Origin of the sequence: Bacillus sp. B4EP4a (assembly GCF_006680105.1) — a bacterium.
GTDB lineage: Bacteria > Bacillota > Bacilli > Bacillales > DSM-1321 > Peribacillus > Peribacillus simplex_E.
Genome location: NZ_VHIK01000003.1, coordinates 24,946 through 44,912 on the forward strand (window position 1 = coordinate 24,946; position 19,967 = coordinate 44,912).

19 protein-coding genes are annotated in these 19,967 nt (G+C 40.7%); 1 reads left to right on the forward strand and 18 read right to left on the reverse strand.

The window, feature by feature from the left end; translation table 11 throughout:
- Positions 1–35: 35 nt before the first annotated feature.
- The 18 genes from FNK51_RS00580 to FNK51_RS00665 form a co-directional block, all read right to left on the reverse strand.
- On the reverse strand, positions 36–971 hold the full coding sequence (locus tag FNK51_RS00580; protein ID WP_141992142.1) for a dipeptidase: 936 nt from the start codon (positions 969–971) through the stop codon (positions 36–38).
- Between the two features lie 134 nt (positions 972–1,105).
- Complete coding sequence (spoVS, locus tag FNK51_RS00585) at positions 1,106–1,366, reverse strand: stage V sporulation protein SpoVS (protein ID WP_029281188.1); 261 nt, start codon at positions 1,364–1,366, stop codon at positions 1,106–1,108.
- Between the two features lie 174 nt (positions 1,367–1,540).
- Positions 1,541–2,338 carry a TIGR00282 family metallophosphoesterase gene (locus FNK51_RS00590; RefSeq protein ID WP_141992143.1) on the reverse strand — a complete coding sequence of 266 codons (798 nt, stop codon included), beginning with the start codon at positions 2,336–2,338 and terminating at the stop codon, positions 1,541–1,543.
- A 152-nt stretch (positions 2,339–2,490) separates the two neighbouring features.
- On the reverse strand, positions 2,491–4,050 hold the full coding sequence (gene rny, locus FNK51_RS00595; protein WP_063231807.1) for a ribonuclease Y: 1,560 nt from the start codon (positions 4,048–4,050) through the stop codon (positions 2,491–2,493).
- 353 nt (positions 4,051–4,403) lie between these two features.
- The gene (gene recA, locus FNK51_RS00600) at positions 4,404–5,450 is read right to left on the reverse strand and encodes a recombinase RecA (RefSeq protein ID WP_098370967.1); all 1,047 of its coding nucleotides are present in this window, start codon (positions 5,448–5,450) and stop codon (positions 4,404–4,406) included.
- 348 nt (positions 5,451–5,798) lie between these two features.
- Positions 5,799–7,031: a competence/damage-inducible protein A gene (locus tag FNK51_RS00605; RefSeq protein ID WP_098371375.1), complete on the reverse strand. Its 1,233-nt coding sequence runs from the start codon at positions 7,029–7,031 to the stop codon at positions 5,799–5,801.
- A gap of 22 nt (positions 7,032–7,053) precedes the next feature.
- Positions 7,054–7,638 carry a CDP-diacylglycerol--glycerol-3-phosphate 3-phosphatidyltransferase gene (gene pgsA, locus FNK51_RS00610; protein WP_034313524.1) on the reverse strand — a complete coding sequence of 195 codons (585 nt, stop codon included), beginning with the start codon at positions 7,636–7,638 and terminating at the stop codon, positions 7,054–7,056.
- A gap of 165 nt (positions 7,639–7,803) precedes the next feature.
- A complete protein-coding gene (locus FNK51_RS00615) occupies positions 7,804–8,703 on the reverse strand; it encodes a helix-turn-helix domain-containing protein (protein ID WP_098370968.1) in 900 nt (299 codons plus the stop codon).
- Between the two features lie 17 nt (positions 8,704–8,720).
- A complete protein-coding gene (locus tag FNK51_RS00620; protein ID WP_034313530.1) occupies positions 8,721–9,512 on the reverse strand; it encodes a DUF3388 domain-containing protein in 792 nt (263 codons plus the stop codon).
- A 243-nt stretch (positions 9,513–9,755) separates the two neighbouring features.
- Positions 9,756–10,013: a DUF3243 domain-containing protein gene (locus FNK51_RS00625; protein WP_076366409.1), complete on the reverse strand. Its 258-nt coding sequence runs from the start codon at positions 10,011–10,013 to the stop codon at positions 9,756–9,758.
- 79 nt (positions 10,014–10,092) lie between these two features.
- Positions 10,093–10,818, reverse strand: coding sequence for an elongation factor P 5-aminopentanone reductase (gene ymfI, locus FNK51_RS00630; protein WP_098370969.1), 726 nt, complete (start codon positions 10,816–10,818; stop codon positions 10,093–10,095).
- A gap of 18 nt (positions 10,819–10,836) precedes the next feature.
- Positions 10,837–12,123, reverse strand: a complete 1,287-nt coding sequence (yfmH, locus tag FNK51_RS00635) for an EF-P 5-aminopentanol modification-associated protein YfmH (RefSeq protein ID WP_098370970.1) — start codon at positions 12,121–12,123, stop codon at positions 10,837–10,839.
- A complete protein-coding gene (gene yfmF / locus FNK51_RS00640; protein WP_141992144.1) occupies positions 12,123–13,403 on the reverse strand; it encodes an EF-P 5-aminopentanol modification-associated protein YfmF in 1,281 nt (426 codons plus the stop codon). The genes yfmH and yfmF overlap by 1 nt, the downstream gene beginning before the upstream one ends.
- 222 nt (positions 13,404–13,625) lie before the next feature.
- Complete coding sequence (locus FNK51_RS00645; protein WP_094246576.1) at positions 13,626–14,585, reverse strand: ABC transporter permease; 960 nt, start codon at positions 14,583–14,585, stop codon at positions 13,626–13,628.
- Positions 14,586–15,629, reverse strand: coding sequence for an ABC transporter permease (locus FNK51_RS00650; RefSeq protein WP_098370972.1), 1,044 nt, complete (start codon positions 15,627–15,629; stop codon positions 14,586–14,588).
- On the reverse strand, positions 15,622–17,157 hold the full coding sequence (locus FNK51_RS00655) for an ABC transporter ATP-binding protein (RefSeq protein WP_141992145.1): 1,536 nt from the start codon (positions 17,155–17,157) through the stop codon (positions 15,622–15,624). The genes FNK51_RS00650 and FNK51_RS00655 overlap by 8 nt, the downstream gene beginning before the upstream one ends.
- 204 nt (positions 17,158–17,361) lie before the next feature.
- The gene (locus FNK51_RS00660) at positions 17,362–18,450 is read right to left on the reverse strand and encodes a BMP family lipoprotein (protein ID WP_098370974.1); all 1,089 of its coding nucleotides are present in this window, start codon (positions 18,448–18,450) and stop codon (positions 17,362–17,364) included.
- Positions 18,451–18,611: 161 nt separating this feature from the next.
- Positions 18,612–19,337, reverse strand: coding sequence for a GntR family transcriptional regulator (locus FNK51_RS00665; RefSeq protein ID WP_098370975.1), 726 nt, complete (start codon positions 19,335–19,337; stop codon positions 18,612–18,614).
- A 304-nt stretch (positions 19,338–19,641) separates the two neighbouring features.
- Here FNK51_RS00665 and FNK51_RS00670 point away from each other — a divergent pair, with 304 nt between their 5' ends.
- The gene (locus FNK51_RS00670) at positions 19,642–19,941 is read left to right on the forward strand and encodes a DUF6509 family protein (protein WP_098370976.1); all 300 of its coding nucleotides are present in this window, start codon (positions 19,642–19,644) and stop codon (positions 19,939–19,941) included.
- The last annotated feature ends 26 nt before the right edge of the window (positions 19,942–19,967 follow it).

Here is a 19,967-nt window from a genome sequence, read left to right on the forward strand (position 1 = left end):
TTATTCATATCTATATAGTAAGAATTGAAAATCACTTAAGATATTACCTTTTCAAGCGGAAAATTACGAGTGAAATTATCAAAAAGGAGTCCTTTTACAAACTCACTGGAATAAAGCCTGATCAGTTCATTGATTAAGTTATGATAATCCTTATATGACTTTAAATTTTCCACCATATGATCGATTCCATCAAAGTCAGACCCTAATCCAATTTGTCTTTCCCCGCCCAAACTGCATATATGTTCTATATGTTTCAAGATATCCTTTATCGTAGCCGAACCGCCATTTGAAAGAAATTGCGGGACAAAGGTTACGCCGATCACCCCATTTTTCTGCAAAAGGGCTTGAATCTGCCCGTCCTTTAAATTTCGTGGATGCGGACAAAGATGATGAGCATTCGAATGAGAGGCAATTGGGAATTTCGCCAACTTTAGGGTGTCCCAAAATCCAGCTTCAGATAAATGGGATAAATCACACCAAATTGACTTCTCATTCAATAGGGCCACCACCTCTGTTCCAAACCCTGTCAAGCCGCCCCCTCTTGTTTCTAATGCCCCATCCGCTACCAAGTTAGCGTAATTCCAAGTTAGACCTACGGAGGACACTCCAAGATGAATAAGTGTTTTCAGTTTCAACAAATCATTCCCAATGCAATCGCACCCTTCCAAAGTTAGCATTGCACCTATTTCCTTTTCTTTTAAAGATTCGATGTCTGCCTTGGTCTTTATAAATTTCATTTCCGGCTCTGATAAAATCTTTTCATGAAAAATATCCACCATCGCCAAAGCGGCTTGAAACCTCATATCAGGGTGGACTTTTTCAGGAATATATATTGCAAAACATTGGACCTTTCCCCCTTCATCCAATAATCCCCGCTTTGTTATATGTAATTTATCACTATTCGTAAAAGAAATATCCGGATCGATGAACATTTTCATCAGCACATCACAATGTGCATCAAAAATCGCCAATGTAATTCTCCTTCCTGTATCTTTTTTAAGATTATATATTCCATTATAAAGGGACATTGATTTTTCGTCATTTGGATTTCAGGACAAAAAAGAGCCTGCTCGCCTTCCGACAAACAGGGCACCCAAACATGAAATTATCTTGGTTCAATGATTAGTTTTATTGCCGTTCTCTCTTCGCCATCAATAAGTATATCTGTAAAAGCAGGAATACAAATCAAGTCGACTCCACTAGGTGCGACAAACCCTCTCGCGATTGCTACTGCCTTGACGGCTTGATTTAACGCACCTGCACCGATTGCTTGAATTTCGGCTGCTCCTCTTTCCCTGAGCACTCCCGCTAGTGCGCCTGCTACAGAATTAGGATTAGATTTTGCTGAAACTTTTAATATTTCCATTCCTAGTCCTCCTTGTTTTCCCTGCCGATTCTAACTTGGCTCAATAGTTATAACACTTTCCACTGCTACTATATTCATCAAGTAAAACTTGTATGACAAAGAAAACCGGGATTGTCCACCATTTATTACTGAATGGAAAAACGGATGGACAGTTTGACTGTCCATCCGTTCGAATCATTGATAAAATGGATGATCTTCGTTAATCAGTATCCTTTCTATTTTTATTGCCTTGCCGGTTTTATCATCAATTTCAAGGAGAACCCCACTCAATAGCGTCCGACCCTCTTTTGGCACTTCGAAACGAACAGGAAGGCTAGTTAGGAACCGCTGGATGACTGCCCCTCTTTCCATACCTAGGATGCCATCATATGGTCCTGTCATGCCTACATCTGATATGTAAGCGGTGCCTGCAGGTAATATACGGTTATCGGCTGTCTGGACGTGTGTGTGTGTACCGACAACGGCTGTAACCTTCCCATCCAGGAACCACCCCATAGCTTGCTTTTCACTCGTAGCTTCTCCATGAAAATCGACAAAGATGATCGGTGTCTTTTTTCGAGCCTCCGCCACGAGTTCTTCCGCCTTTTTGAACGGACAATCCAAATCAGGCATGAACGTTCTCGCTTGCAAATTGATGATCGCTATTTCATGATGGTTCAATTTTAAAAATTTCATTCCTTCTCCAGGTGCCCCGTCTGGAAAGTTAGCTGGACGGACGAGATATTTCGCTTCATCAATAAAATTGAAAATATCACGATTATCCCATGTATGGTTTCCCATGGTCACCGCCTGCGCTCCCCACTCTAAAAAACTTCGGTAAATCTTTTCTGTAATTCCCCGGCCACTTGCTGCATTCTCGCCATTGATGACCGTGATATGCGGACGATACTTTTCTTTTAACTTAGGAAGGTATTCTTGGATCATGTCACGACCAGGAGACCCCACTACATCTCCAATAAATAGCAATTTCATTGTAAAATCCTTTCTAGATTCACCTAATAATATGAATTATTCAAGTATGTATTGTAACATAATTTGGGGTAATTATAGGAATTACGCTTAACGACTAAAATCGGAAATAGAAAAAACGAAGTGGTTTGCACCACTTCGTCTTTCCTTTACAATTATTTGGCGTATTCGACTGCTCTTGTTTCACGGATGACCGTGACTTTTATATGACCTGGGTAATCGAGCTCTTCTTCAATCCTTTTCCGGATATCACGAGCGAGTCGATGTGCCGAAAGATCATCGATTTGTTCTGGTTTCACTAGAATCCGCACTTCTCGTCCGGCTTGAATCGCAAAAGATTTTTCCACTCCATCATAGGATTCGGAAATTTCCTCAAGTTTTTCAAGTCTTCTAATGTAATTTTCAAGCGTTTCACTTCTAGCTCCCGGTCTTGCAGCTGATAATGCATCAGCGGCAGCCACAAGCACTGATATGATGGAAGTTGGTTCCGTATCGCCATGATGTGAAGCGATGCTGTTAATGACAGTTGGATGCTCTTTATATTTGGTTGCTAATTCAACGCCAATTTCAACATGACTGCCTTCCACTTCATGATCAATCGCTTTCCCAATATCATGCAATAAACCTGCACGGCGGGCAAGAACTTCATCCTCACCAAGCTCAGCGGCCAGTAAACCTGAAAGCTGGGCCACCTCAATTGAATGTTTAAGTACGTTTTGCCCATAACTGGTACGGAACTTCAAACGTCCTAGTATTTTGATGAGATCTGGATGGAGACCGTGAACTCCAACTTCAAAAGTTGTTTGTTCACCAATTTCACGAATATGTTCATCTACCTCACGTCTTGCTTTGTCAACCATTTCTTCAATGCGAGCCGGATGGATCCGTCCGTCCTGAACAAGTTTCTCAAGAGCCAAGCGTGCCGTTTCCCGTCTAATTGGATCGAATCCGGATAAAATGACAGCTTCAGGAGTATCATCAATAATAAGGTCAATACCTGTTAGCGTTTCTAACGTCCGGATATTTCGTCCTTCACGTCCGATTATCCGTCCTTTCATTTCATCGTTTGGAAGATTTACTACAGAAACGGTGGTTTCTGCAACATGATCAGCCGCACAACGCTGAATGGCAAGAGAAAGGACTTCTTTTGCTTTTTTATCAGCTTCTTCTTTGGCACGGGTATCACTTTCTTTAATCATAAGCGCTACATCGTGAGCCAGCTCGTTTTCCATTCGGTCGATAATGATTGCTTTAGCTTCTTCACGAGTTAAACCGGAAACACGTTCAAGCTCTGTTTGCTGCTTACGAACCGTCTCGTCCACTTTGCTTTCCATCTCTTCAATATGCTGTTGTCTTTGGTTTAGAGAATCTTCTTTTTTCTCCAAAAGGCTCTCACGTTTGTCTAACGTTTCATCCTTGCGGTCCAGATTCTCTTCTCTTTGCAATAACCGATTTTCTTGTTTTTGTAATTCGTTCCTTCTTTCACGGGCTTCCCGATCCGAATCGGCACGAACTTTATGAATTTCATCTTTTGCTTCCAACAAGGCTTCTTTCTTAAGTGCTTCCGCTTCACGTTTTGCATCCTCAAGGATGTGTTCTGCAGAGCCCTTTGCCCCTGCTATTTTACTCTCAAATTTTGATTTGTGAATAAAATAACCAACAACTGCACCGACGATTAGGCCAAGCAAAGTGAAGATGATTGTCATGGGTTCCATCGTTTCACCTCCCCTTGCTATGAACTTTTTACATAAAATGTTGAACTGTCGGCAAGTACATTGCACATAAATTCAATATACAGCACTTAATTTTCAAAATTTTAGTTTGAAAAATTGTAAAATATACATATTAATTGTATAGTTGAGAATTTTTATTGTCAAGCGTTTGTCCCTTATGTATCAATGATTATTCAAGTTTTCTTAATATCAACCATCATAATCTACAGCATTCATTATGGAAGAAGTCTGTAAATCTGATTTCAATGCCCTTTAATCCGCTGAAAATTTCGCACTTTTCTCAAAATATACATAAAAGGCCTAAGCGAACAAGCTTAGGCCTTTTATAAATATCATTAATCAAGCAATTCAAAATGCTCTTCTGGTTCATTTTCTTCTGGCGGTAATTCATGCTCTCCATCGAGATTATAGTGATCTCTGATTTTCTGAGAAATTTCCTGAGCGATATCCTGATTTTCTTTCAAGAACAGCTTCGCATTTTCGCGACCTTGTCCGACACGCTCTTCATTGTATGAATACCACGAGCCACTTTTAAGGACGATATCAAGATCTGCACCCATATCGATGATTTCACCTTCCTGTGAAATCCCTTGACCATACATGATGTCAACTTCTGCTTGACGGAATGGTGGAGCAACCTTGTTTTTTACAACTTTGATTTTCGTTTTATTACCGACGATTTCATTACCTTGTTTTAATTGTTCCGCACGGCGCACTTCCAGACGAACAGTTGAATAGAACTTCAATGCCCGGCCTCCCGGAGTCGTTTCCGGATTTCCAAACATAACACCGATTTTTTCACGGACTTGGTTAATGAAAATGGCAATGGTATTTGATTTATTAATGGAACCAGACAGTTTTCTAAGTGCCTGAGACATCATCCGGGCTTGAAGACCCATATGGGAATCTCCCATTTCGCCTTCGATTTCAGCTTTAGGAACAAGTGCTGCCACTGAGTCAATGACAATGATATCCACCGCTCCACTTCGAACTAACGCTTCAGCGATCTCTAAGGCTTGTTCACCCGTATCAGGCTGTGAAAGCAATAACTCATCGATATTCACACCAAGTTTTTCTGAATATGCTGGATCTAAAGCATGCTCGGCATCAATGAATGCAGCCGTGCCGCCAGTCTTTTGCACCTCTGCAATAGCATGTAATGCAACAGTCGTTTTACCCGAGCTTTCAGGTCCATATATCTCAATGACCCGGCCTCTTGGATATCCGCCCACTCCCAATGCTACGTCCAATGCTAAAGAACCGCTTGAAATCGTTGAAATCCTACGATCAGTCTGTTCCCCAAGTTTCATAATAGAACCTTTACCAAATTGTTTTTCAATTTGTTTTAACGCCATATCTAAAGCCGCTTGACGATCACTCACTCAATTTCCTCCTCTATATTCAAATAATCGGCTGCCCGATTAAAGGTGTACTTACGTTAGCAATTATTTGAGATCAAGGTTTGTACCCTGTCTCAAAACCTATCTTTACTATATACTCTTTTTACTATTTTGCCAAGCAAAAAGTCGAACATTCATTCGTTTTTTTCTTCCGGGATATTCTTTGTAAAAAAGCGTTTTATCTAAAGGAAATCTCCATTTCGTTTCACTTACTCCCCCAAAAAAACACTTTCATTGAATTAACTTTTTTCTTTTTTTCCCTATTTTTCAAGAAACAAACTTCTAAAACCAAATAAAAAGCAGAGCTGTAAAAAGCTCTGCTTATAGCGTTTATAAATCCCTTAATAGGTAATGACAGCCGTACTTCACACTCCGAATACGATTTTGCGCCCTGCTTCCTGAAAGATTCAACTCCTTGAAATGAGTGTTTCCATCCCGATAGGAAATGCCAATAAATACTGTACCTACAGGCTTGCCTTCTTGTTCATCCGGCCCTGCAACGCCCGTAAAGCTTATGCCTACATCCGCATCGAGCTTGCTCCGGACATTAGAGGCCATTTCCATAGCACACTCACCGCTGACCACCCCATACTCGGAAATGGTATCATCACTGACGCCGAGGACATTAGACTTCGCATCATTCGTATAGCAGACAATTCCGCCTTTGAAGACTTTACCGGCGCCCGGGATGGTTGTCAGCTGTTCTTGGAACATCCCTCCGGTCAAGCTTTCAGCTGCCGCAATCGAAAGCTTGCGGACCGTTAATTCTTTTACAAGTTCCTTTATTAGCGAAGTATTATCACTTCCATAATGGAACTTGCCGACCCTGCTAAGAATTTCTTTTTCCGCTTCCAATATAAGCTCTTCGCATTTTTCTTTAGATGAGTCTTTAGCGGTGATCCTTAACGTCACTTCCCCTTCGGCTGCCAGTGGGGCAATTGTCGGATTCGTTTGATTGACAAGGAGATCTTCAATCACCGTTTCCAGTTCGGCTTCACCTATACCGTAGAACCGAAGAACCTTGGAATCGATCCGTTCATGCTTTTCCAATTTATTCATGATCTTTTCATAACCATAACTTAAAAACATCGGCTCCATTTCACTTGGCGGACCAGGTAGAAGCATATATGTAATCCCAGATTTGGACAAGACCATTCCCGGTGCCATCCCATGATCGTTTGCCAACACTTCACTGCCTTCTAAGACAAGTGCCTGCTTTTTGTTGTTTTCCGTCATCGGACGTTCCCGTTTTTGGAAGTAAGCTTCAATGGATTGCAAAGCTTCATCATTAAAAACGAGCTTTTTCCCTATATGGCGAGCAATCGTTTCTTTCGTCAAATCATCTTTGGTAGGACCAAGTCCACCGGTAAAGACAATCAAGTTCGCCCTTGATTCAGCGATTTCTATTGCTTGTTGTAAACGGCGGTCATTATCCCCGACCACAGTATGGTAAAAAACGTTGATCCCCATTTCCGCAAACTGCTGCGATAAGAATCTTCCATTAGTGTTATTGATTTGTCCTAAAAGAAGCTCTGAGCCCACTGCAATGATTTCTGCATCCATCTTTTCAAAACCACCATTCGTTTTACTTTGAATTAACAAATACTTCTTTGTTTTTTATAAAATAATCCAAACCTGACCAGATTGTAAAGATTAATGCAATCCATAATGCGATATTAGCAAATGGAAGTGAAATGAGGGCAAAAGGAAGGTTATGCAGCAATAATGCCGAAATAGAAACAATTTGTGCCCATGTTTTAATTTTTCCAAGCTGGTTCGCTGCTACCACTTCCCCTGTACCCGCTAACACCAAACGTAATCCGGTGACTGCAAACTCGCGACTTATGATCACGATGGCAATCCAAGATTGACCGTACATTAAATCTAGATCAACCAAAACGATTAAGGCAGCCGAAACCAGAAGTTTATCAGCCAATGGATCTAAAAATTTCCCTAAATCAGTAATCATATTATATTTTCTGGCAAAATGGCCATCGATCCAATCCGTAGTGGAAGCGATAATAAAGAGGATGGCTCCAGCTAAGTGCGCCACTGGCAAACTGTATTCTCCCCAAGTTAGCGTTCCCCATGAAAAGGGAACAAGCATGATGATTAAAAATACTGGAATTAAACAGATTCTTGCTACTGTAATCTTATTAGGCAGATTCAAAACTTTTACCTCCAAAATTTACGCCTGCCATTTGGGCAATGCGTCTTAGATCTGAAATAATGCTTATATGTATAATTTAACTCAAAATCCAATCTTATATGCCGGGTAAACCATTTCCCGTCGCCTTACTATTATATAGAGCAAAAATAGTCATCTAAAAGATGACTATTCGGCTTTCGTAAATTGTATCGTAACCAATTGCGTATTCACTTCAGTCGGTGAAATGGAATACTCCAGCTTCTCATCATTCACATAAATCTCAGTTTCATATGCTCTGCCTATATTGATGACAGCTTCTTTTTCATTGGTGAAATCAATTACCTGGCTTTTGTCCTTGTCGATAGTGCCCTGGAAAAGTAATTTACCTTCACCATTTTTAATGCCTACCCATGGTGAGCCTTTGGAGGTCACCTTTAATTTAAAGGTATCGGTATTTTTTAATTCATACGTACTATTTTTACCGCTGGAACTGGTGACGGCAAGTTTTTGCTCTTTCTTTTCATCTTTGACAACTGCATCATCTTCATTCTTCTCATCAGATGAATCCGATTTTTCTTCATTCTGTTTTTGGTCTGCATTCTCTTTTTCTTCGTTAAACCCATCACTTTTATTGTAGCCCACGGCTTCATTCTCTTTAGCGTTCTTTTTGTCATCATTATCCGGGTTACTCATATAGTTCGATACCAGCACCCAAATCAATACGGCCGCACCAATTACTAAAACGACAGCCAAGATCTTCGGTAACATTTCTACAACCTTCGAATCCCCTGCCGGTATCGTTTTTCTGGATTGGACCCTTGAAAGCTGTTCTGGCAATTCCTCGCTATAGACCGATGGTATTTCACTCTTATATTGTTCGAAAATCTCTTCTGAATCCAGTCCGACCGCTTCACAATATTGCTTTATGAATGCCCGTACATAAAACTTTCCAGGCATCATACTGTAATTTCCCTCTTCAATGCCAATGAGGTAACGCTTTTGAATCTTTGTTAATTCCTGCAAATCTTCTAAGCTAAGACCTTTGGCTTCCCTAGCTTCCTTTAATCGATTACCTAACTCAGTCAAATAAAACACCTGCCATTTTAAAAGTCAAAGGAACCAAAATCGGACCCTGAAAACTGGTCTTTTTGGTCGACAACTTCATATGTTATTTCTTCTTCAGGATTGTTTCGCAATTCAATAATATAATCAAAGTCTTCGAGGGTATACTCCGTATTTTGGACAAAAACATCCGGATGTTCGATTACTTTGACAGCATCAAGCCTCATTATTTCGCGGATCAACTGCCAATGACGCTCATTTGCACGGCGAGTGGAAACAATTCCATCTAAAATGAACAAATTATCATTATTATATTCATCCTCAATAAGCTGACTGCGGATAGTCTGCTTTAAAAGGGTCGATGACACAAACAACCATCTCTTATTAGCACATACACTCGAGGCTACGATAGATTCAGTTTTCCCGACACGAGGCATCCCTCGTATCCCAATTAATTTATGACCTTCTTGTTTAAATAGCTCGGCCAGGAAATCGACAAGCAAGCCTAGTTCATCACGAACAAACCTAAAGGTGTTTTTCTCATCGGCATCGCGTTGAATATAACGTCCATGCCTGACTGCGAGGCGATCACGCAATTTAGGTTCCCTAAGCTTAATGACCTTAATCGTATCCATCGTACGAAGGATTGACTCGAATCTTTCTATATTACGGCTGTCTTTCGCCAACAAAAGTAAACCACGCCTGCCTTCATCGACCCCGTTGATGGTGATGATATTAATGGAAAGCATACCCAGAAGGGATGAAATATCCCCTAATAAACCAGGACGGTTGACTTGAATTTCATATTCAAAATACCATTCTTTATTATCCACGATAACACTCCTTAAGCCTAAAAGTTTTTACCCTACTCAGGGGCAAAAAACTTATCCATCGTAAATTTTCAAGGTCTGAACACTTTAATATTAATTGTCTAGCTTCTATAATATAGCATTTCATGATAAGTTAAAAGGAAAAACCCTAGAAAAATATTCATTTTTATATAAGGGGATAAATAGTCATCCACTTCAATCCAAAAGGCCCTGTTAATTAATAACAGGGCCTTTTGGATTGATATTTTACTTCGTTGCATTGTTCTCGACTAACTTGACCATGACGCTTGCCATGGCATGCTTTTCTTCATCGCTTGCGACCGACCAAAGATCAGCAAGCACTTTCTCTTGATCATTCTGGGGCTCAACCTGATTAGCCAGGTAATCACCGATTTCGAAAGCCAAGTTGTTAACAGCACCTTCTGACAAACCTTGTTGTTCACCTTGATTTAATCTGTCGCCTAAGAAATTTTTCCATTGATCCCAATTGTCCAGTACAGACATGAATGGTCACCCTTTCCTTCAAAATAGTACATAGATATTTTGTGAAGGAACCGAGAAAATTATACATGTCTAAAAAAAATCATGTGTACCATCCGCCATTTACGCCTAAGATTTGCCCGGTTATATAAGACGACTTGTCGGAAAGCAAATAATATACGGCCTCGGCGACTTCTTTGGAATGCCCCATCCTGCCCATCGGGATATCGCCTTTGATGATCTCCAGATCTTCTGCACTGAATGATTCGAGCATGGAAGTGGAAATCGCACCGGGGGCAACGGCATTCACCCGGATTCCATTAAGCGATACTTCTTTGCTAAGCGCCTTAATAAAAGCATTTTGACTGCCCTTGACCATAGAATATAATACTTCACAAGATGCACCTGTCTGCCCCCAAATCGATGTGACCGCAACGATGGCAGCCTGTTCTTGGTACATAAGCTTTGGAAGCAGTTCCTTGGTTAATTGGAAAGGGCTCGTTACATGCAGCTGGACCATTTCATTAACGATTGTCTCATCCATGTCCGATATAAGCCCATAATAGCTATTGCCACTATTAAGGACGATTGCATGGAGGGCAAAAATATTTTCCGCCAATTTCTTGTATCCATCCGGTGCAGCCAAATCCGCTTGAACCGGAATAAGTTCGACTTGATGAGGCTTCAGTTCTTCAATCAGTTCAAGTATCGCTTCTTCATTGCTGTTATAATGTAAATAAAGTGAGTAATTCTCCTCGGCAAGCTTTATAGCGATTTCCCTGCCGATTCCTCCGCTGGCTCCAGTAATAAGGGCAAAACGTTTCCCCACATTGCCGCCCCCTTTATATTATTTAGGAAGTACCTGGCAGACAGTCATCCGTTGATCGGATATTAAGTCCTTGGCGACCTCCCTGATATCTTCGATCGTTAGTTTTTCCAATACCGATACAACATCGAACAAGTTCATATCATTGAATGCATATCTGGTGAATTGATTCGCTATATATTCCGGCGAATTCAGGGAACGAAGGAAAGAACCGATTTTTTTCTTGATTGTCCTTTGCAGGCTTTCTTCATTCAGGCCGGTTCCGGCTTTTGATTTTTGCAGGATACCAAATAAAGACTCCGTCAACTCGTCAGGTTTGGCACTGTCCCCGCCAATTAACGCAAACCCAAAACCTTGTTCCTGTGTATAATCATAAGAAAAGCTTTGATCGATCAACCCTTCCTCATATAGCTCCTCATGCAAAGGTGAACTCTTGCCAAACAGCATTTCCAAATAAATATTGGTCGCCAATTCCCTTTTCAAAAGCTGTAATCCTGATTGGTGCACGTTGATGGCCTTGATGCCCAGCATCACTTTTGGTGTCTGGACATTCATCCTTAAGACTTCCTTATCCTTGGCAACGACTTCCGGCTCTTCGTCAAATTTACGTTCCACTGCAGGTTGTTCGTTGTACCCTTTATTATTTTGATTATCCCGAATCAGTTTCATGGTGCTTTCGACATCTACCGGTCCTACAACGAATAAGAGCATGTTGCTAGGATGGTAAAACGTATTATAACATTCGTAAAGCATATCCTTCGTAATATCTGCAATGGATTCCACAGTACCGGCAATATCGATTTTCACTGGATGTTGATGATACATATTGGCTATCGTCCCGAAATATAATCGCCAGTCTGAATTATCATCATACATATTGATTTCCTGCCCAATGATTCCTTTTTCCTTCTCTACCGTCTTTTCCGAAAAGTAAGGATCCTGGACAAAGTCAATTAAGGTGGTTAGATTCCTATCGAAATCGGACGTGCTGGAAAATAAATATGCTGTACGGGTGAAAGAAGTAAAGGCATTTGCAGATGCTCCCTGCTTTGAAAATTGCTGAAAAACATCACCATCTTCCTTTTCAAATAGCTTATGTTCAAGAAAATGGGCGATCCCATCAGGTACTTTAGAGAATTCCGTTCCATTCAATGGTTTGAAATGGTTGTCGATTGAACCATAATTCGTCGTGAAAGTCGCAAATGATTTATTGAACCCACTTTTCGGAAGAATATATACTTCGAGACCATTATCCATTTTTTCATGGAAAAGTTCTTCTTTCAATTGAGTGAATGCTATTTTTTCCATTACCCTTGCACCTCCGCTTCCGTTAGGAAATAAATCGTATCAAGCTGAATCTTTTGAGCGACTGCAATGATTTCTTCCTTTGTCGTCCGTTCTGTTTTTGCAAACCAATCGTCGAGTGATATATCCTGCCCGGAAACCACATTATGATATAAAATTTCCACAAGTCCTCTCGAAACGTCAATGGTTTCAAGGAGTTGGTTCTTAACGACCGCCTTTGTCTGTGCCAGTTCTTCTTCGGAAAAGTTCCCTTGCTTCATTTCCTTCATTTGTGCGTGGATGATATCCAATGCCTGCTTGTAGTTGGCATTTTCAATGCCCGCCATAACCATTAAAAGTCCTTTATGACTTTCGAGCCTTGAAGCTGCATAATAAGCAAGGCTGGCTTTCTCCCTGACATTAATGAAAAGTTTCGAATGTGAAAAGCCACCAAAAATCCCATTGAATAGCTGAAGAGCATAATAATCCGGATCACCGTATGCAACTTGGGTTCGATAACCGATATTCAATTTACCTTGTTTCACATCTGAATTTTCAATGATTTCTTTTTCCTTCTCCACTACCTTGCCTGGCTTCCTTGGCAGTCCCACAAGCACTCGTTCTTGCAACGACACATACTTGTCAGCTAGAACCTCCACTTCCGATTCATCGATGTCACCGATTACATATAAATCGATTTCATCCTCCGTCAGCACTTTTTTATAATGGGCGTAAAGGGATTCTGGAGTTATCGTTTCCAAGTCTTGAAGATTGCCGCTCGCTTCTAGAGCATATGGTTCGTTTTTGCACATTTCCTCTACAAGGCGTGTAGCTGAATATCGCATCTTGTCATCGGAAATGGATTGAATCCGCTGTTTTAAAGAACGGATTTCATTGGAAACCGTTTTAGAGTCAAAGGCTTCGCCGTTCTTCTTCGGATTAAAGATCACCTCTGATAATAGCCCAAAAGCCTTTTCGAGAAGCGGGGTAGAATCACTAAGGAATTTTTCATTAACGATATCGATCGTAAAACTTATGATTTGATATTCTCCTTTTTTAGCTACATCGACATAAAACCCTGCCCCATACAAATCATCTAGATAAGATCGAAGCTCGGGAGTTGTAGGATATTTACTTGTATTGCTTTGTAATACATATGGCAGCAATGCACGATATGTAACGTCCTCTTTTGTCAATGGTGCTTTCATCTTCAGTACGAGAGTATTCGTTTTATATTTATCCGTACGGACCACATGAAGCTTGTAGCCGCTTTTTTCCGTAATAGTATCGGAAGCAATTGACATGAATAATCCTCCTCATTATATAAATAACCTTTATTAGCTTATTGTTTGTAGATCGGAACCCTTTTAAACATCTACTTAAAATATACATGTGAAAGGAAAAATCATGCAAGTTACAGCTACTTTTTTTGGGTTTTCACAATGACTCCATCAATTGCGGCCCCAATCTTAAGATTTCACATAAGGAAAAACCGGTCAGCACAATTTGCTGACCGGTCAAATTACTTATCTTTTCCCTTTGATGTAAGGCTGTCCAGATGCTTTTGGAGCATCTGCACGTCCAATGAAACCAGTTAGTGCAATGATCGTCAGAACATAAGGAGCGATCAAGAGGTAAACAGATGGAATATCCTTGAAGAAAGGAAGGCTCGAGCCAACGATGCTTAAACTTTGAGCCAAACCAAAGAATAGTGCTGCACCCATTGCCCCGATTGGGTGCCATTTACCAAAAATCATAGCGGCAATGGCCATGAACCCTTGACCATTGATTGTCGCATGATTGAATTCATTCGAAAAGATGGTAGCATAAATCGCTCCGCCGATACCGCCAAAAGCACCTGATAATAAAACGGCGGCATAACGGATTTTCGTAACATTGACACCCATCGTGTCAGCAGCCATCGGATGCTCCCCCACTGCACGGATCCTTAATCCAAATGGCGTTTTATAAAGTACATACCAAACTACAAACGATATTAGGATCGCTATATAGACGATATAATACCCATTTGCGAAAAAGATAGGTCCTATAAATGGAATATCACTTAGTAAAGGAACATCAATCCTTGGGAATGTTTCTGTGATCCTATCAGTTTGACCTTTGTCAAAAATCAGCTTCACCAAAAACATGGTCAGACCTACTGCCAACAAGTTGATGGCGACCCCACTAACCGTTTGGTCTGCCCTGAACGTAATGCATGCCACAGCGTGTAGAATGGAAAACAGTAATCCGGCAATCATTGCCGCTAAGACGGCAAGCCACGGAGTCCATTCGCCAAAGACATCAGCAAACATTAAGTTAAAAACGATCCCTGTAAAGGCACCAATGACCATCAATCCTTCTAAACCGATGTTTATGACACCTGCCCGTTCAGAAAACACCCCTCCGAGTGAAGTAAAAATAAGTGGAGCAGCTAGAGCAATCATGGATGGAATAATTATTTGCAGTACTTGGTAAAAATCCACTTATTTCACCCCTTTCTTAAATCGAGCGGCAATCCAACGAATAAAATAACTGGATGCGACAAAGAAAATAATCAATGCTATGACAATATCTACAATTTCACTTGGTATGCCGGTTTCTAGTGGCATATTTAAGGCACCTGCTTTCAGTCCCCCAAATAATAAGGCGGCCAGAACAACCCCAATAGCTGTATTCGCCCCTAGTAAGGCTACTGCAATCCCGTCAAAGCCCATACCTGTGAACCCGCCTTTGACCGCTGCATAACCGAAAGTTCCAAGACCTTCCATCGCACCCGCAAGCCCTGCAAAAGCACCAGAAATAACCATGGAAAGGATGATGTTCTTATTTACACTCATCCCTGCATATTCGGACGCGTGCTGATTGAAACCTACCGCTTTCAGTTCAAAGCCCGTTTTTGTTCTTTCAAGAATGAACCACATGATGATTACGCATATAATTGCTACGACTATTCCCCAATGCATCCGGGAAAAATCCGTAATGCTTTCAAAAAAAGGAGAACGCAGTGATGCTGTATCTGCAATTCTTTCTGTTTTATCCAGCTTGTCAGTCAGTACATTCCGAATTAAATAATTCGTTACATATAAAGCTGTATAATTCAACATGATAGAAACGATTACTTCATGTACACGGAACTTCGCTTTTAAATATCCAGGGATGAATGCCCACAAGGCGCCCGCAGCTGCACCAGCTAAGATCGCCAACGGCAAATGGATGATCCTTGGAAGCTCAAAAGCGATTCCGACCCAAACCGCCGCCAGCCAGCCAACTATTAATTGCCCTTCCACACCTATATTGAATAGGCCCGTACGAAAAGCAAAAGCCACTGCCAAACCAGCAAGGATATAAGGGATGATTGTCCTGACGGATTCCCCTACATAATAAGAATCCCCAATAATTCCATTAACCATGGAGCCATAGCCGGCAACTGGGTCATAGCCGCTTACCAACATGATTATGGCCCCAACGACCAAGCCGAGGATAACTGCTATTAACGGACTCGTTAATTTAGATAAATACTTAGACATTTTGTTTTCCACCTGCTTCCGTCCGTTTACTGCCGGCCATAAGAAGGCCAAGCTCCTGTTCAGTCGTTTCTTTCGGATCGACAATTGCGACGATTTCCCCTTCGTATATAACGGCAATTCTATCGCTTACATTCATGATTTCTTCCAATTCAAATGAAATGAGAAGTACCGCTTTTCCTGCATCACGCTGTTCAATTAGACGTTTATGGATAAACTCGATCGCTCCGACATCAAGCCCGCGTGTTGGCTGTGCGGCAATCAATAAATCCGGGTTCCTATCAACTTCACGACCGATGATTGCCTTTTGCTGATTGCCGCCAGAAAGCGCCCTTGCCGGGGTATATTCACTCGGAGTACGAACATCGTAACTTTTGATCAATGAACGGGCTTTTTCAAATATTTTCTTTGAGTTCAAGATACCAGCTTTTGAGAAAGGCTGTTGATAGTAGGTTTGTAAGACAATATTTTCCCCAATGCTGTAATCAAGAACCAAACCATGCTTATGCCTGTCTTCTGGAATATGACCAACGCCCGCTTCCGTGATTTTACGCGGCTTCAGATTACTGATTTCTTTTCCATTTAACTTTATGGAACCTACTGTTGTCTTCCTTAGACCAGCCAATGCTTCAATTAATTCAGATTGACCATTCCCATCTACACCAGCGATTCCGACAATTTCTCCTGCACGGACAGTTAAATCCAAGTTCCGAACAGCTGAAACGCCACGGGGATCCTTGACTTCCAGTTCCCGAACCTCGAGAACGACATCAGAAGGAGCAGCTGCCGTTTTTTCCGTCTTAAATAAAACTTCCCTACCGACCATTAAGCTGGCCAATTCGTTAGGGTTCGTTTCGCTGACATTCACTGTTCCGATTCCTTGCCCTTTGCGTATAACCGTTACCCGGTCACAAACCTCCATGATCTCTTTAAGTTTGTGTGTAATTAAAATGATAGATTTCCCCTCTTTGATAAGAGCTTTCATTATAAAAATCAGTTCCTTGATTTCTTGAGGAGTCAGAACAGCGGTTGGTTCATCAAAAATTAATATCTCCGCACCACGGTAGAGTGTCTTTAGGATTTCAACACGTTGCTGCATTCCTATTGAAATATCGGCTATCTTTGCATTGGGGTCGACACGAAGCTGATATTGTTCTGATAGTTTCCTAACTTCCTCACTCGCTTCTTTTAAATCGATCTTACCAGCCTTTGATGGCTCTTTTCCTAATATGATATTTTCTGTTACAGTAAAAGGGTCAACGAGCATAAAATGCTGATGGACCATTCCAATCCCTAAATCATTGGCAATGTTTGGACTGGTAATCTTGACTGGCTCACCATTCACACGAATTTCTCCCTGCTCTGGCTGGTATAAGCCGAATAAAACATTCATCAATGTGGATTTTCCCGCGCCATTCTCACCTAATAATGCGTGAATCTCCCCTTTTTTAACCTGAAGGGTAACGTTATCATTTGCGACGATGCCTGGGAATTCCTTACGGATATTGAGCATCTCAATTACATATTCCACGTATTATCAACTCCTAAAATGAGTGTAAATATTCTTAATTAATAAATTGATATCTTACCTTATTGATTTTTTTGAAAAAAACCAAATGAAAAACTACGAATCTATCATAGTTTTTCATTCGATATTTTACAGTGCCAAGCGCATTTTTTAGGAAAAGAAAGAATAGAGGGCAATTCTGCTCCCTATTCTTTCTGGCATTACAGCTTATAAACCAAGTTTTTCGAATTCTTCATCCGTACCCGGAACTACGAATTCACCTGATTTAATTTTTTCTGTCCACTCATCGACCGCTTTTAAAGATTCTTCTGTTACGTTATCTTTTGTATCGGAAATGCCTACACCATTTTCTTCGATACCGTACTCAATTACTTTTCCGCCTGGGAATTTTCCTTCTTTCGCTTTCTCGGAAAGGTCTTTAACTGCTACGTCAACACGTTTAAGCATGGAAGTCAGTGTGATATTGTCGTCAGTTCCCGGAACTGCCCCTAATTTAGCTTGGTCGCTATCTACACCGATTACATAGATTTCTCTCTTTGGATCTTTTTGCTTTTGCTCTACAGCTTCAGTGAATACACCTTTTCCAGTTCCGCCAGCAGCATGATAAATGATATCGATACCAGAAGAATACATGGAGCCTGCAGTGGATTTACCGATATCAGCTTTATTGAAATCTCCGGCATATTTAACTTCAACTTTTGCATCCGGATTTACAGATAAAACCCCAGCCTTAAAGCCAACTTCGAATTTCTTGATTAATTCAGATTCAACTCCGCCGATAAAACCGACCTTGTTTGTTTTCGTTTGCAATCCGGCAATTACACCTACAAGGAATGAACCTTGCTGCTCTTTAAAATTAATGCTGGCTACGTTCTTTTTATCAACAACAGTATCCACGATAGCAAAGTTTGAATCCGGACGTTGGTCAGCCACTTCACCAACAGCTTCGGCTAAAAGAAAACCGATACCATAGATTAGTTGGTAATCTTCACGTACAAGCGTATTCAGGTTTTTAGCGTAATCGGCATCAGATTTAGATTGCAGGTAGTTATAGCCATCTTTACCTTTTTCCAGACCATTATCCTTACCGAATTCCTGAATGCCTTTCCAAGCGGATTGGTTGAACGACTCGTCATCCACGCCGCCAGTATCAGTTACCATCGCAACCGTGAAATTATCTTTGTTTTTCCCATTTGAAGATTCTTTATCATCATTCTCTGAATTACCACATGCCCCTAGTAGCGTACCGGCTGCAAGAACAAGTGAAAGAGCTAGACCTAATTTGCGCTTTTTCAATTTTTATCCCCCTAATTTACATAGTTTTTTGAGCAGGAATGTTCTGAAAAGTCATTTATGTTTGCGTTTTCACTTCTCGTTAATTTTTTTTGCATACGTTTGATTTGACTTTTACGGAATCAAAACAAACGCTTGCATTCACCCGTATGCAGAGTCAAAGCCTACACACGTTTACGAAGAACATGAAAGCTGAACATATTGGCTTTAAAGTAGTTAACAGAATACAGAATAGGCTGGTCCCAATCATCCAGATGCATCTGCTTTAGAACGAGTAGTGCGGCTTCTGGAGAGCAATTAAGGATAGGAGAAACTTTCTCATGATATCCAATAGGCTCAATCTCCGCTACGGCATGCGTAATTTTCCGATGCGCATCTCTTTCCAAAATATCAAAAAGAGACTCATCATTACGGTCAAAATTTTCTGATAGTATAGATTCAGGAATTTTGTCAATACAGTAGACAACTGGCTCCCCATTCGCTGTCCTTACTCGCTCGATGATGACGATGCGTTCATCTGTTGAACAAGAAAACCTGCGTATATCCTCTTCTGTAGGTTCTTGGGCCGTCGAGCTTAAGAAAATCGTACCCGGCTTCATTCCTGCCTCTTCAATCATGTTCGTGACACTTTTTAATTGCTCGATACCTGAAGTGAACCGAGGTTTTGGATTGACGAAAGTCCCAACTCCATGGCGGCGAATGATGATGTTTTCTTCTTCTAAAATTCGCAGCGCTTCTCGAAGTGTCGCCCTACTCACTCCCAATTTTTTTGCAAGATCGAATTCTGAAGGGAATTTTTCATTTTCCTGATAGACTCCTGCTTCAATATCCTGCTTCAGGTAATCAATGACCTGCAAATATAAATGTCGACTATCTGATTTTATTGACATACAGTTTCCCCCAGCTAATTTCTTAAGACATCAGACCTCTGATGTTGAATCATTCCTACTAATCGAAAATAATATAACATTTTTTTTGATATAAATAAATAGTGTTTTACTATTTACTTTAAAAGAATTTAGGAGAAATTACCCTTCCATGTGTCTTTCAATCTAGATACAGCCGAGGAATTTGTACGATTATTCTCCTAAATCAGATAAATTTATTTTGAAAATGCAAAATGATTGCAACTCTGTTCAAGATGATGTTTTCCTGTATAATAGGATTTATCTTCTTTGAAGGGATGTACACAAGATGTTAAAGATTACAGAATACACGATTGAAAAATTGAATGATCCATTTGGTATTTTGTCCGGGGAACGTTACGAGTTGTTCTTGGATATTGAAGTGCCTGAAGAGGATGAGCTCTTTTCAGAAAATGGTTTATATATCCGGGTGCTTTTTGCATTGGAAGAACAAATAGGCAAATTGATTAAATATGATATTTTTGAAAAAGGGAACGAAGGCGCACTCGAATTCGATTTAGAAGAAGATGAAGAAGCGATGATTACCGACTTCTGCCTTAAACATTTAGAAGAGGCGATGAATAATTAAAAAACCGGGCTGCAGCCCGGTTTTTT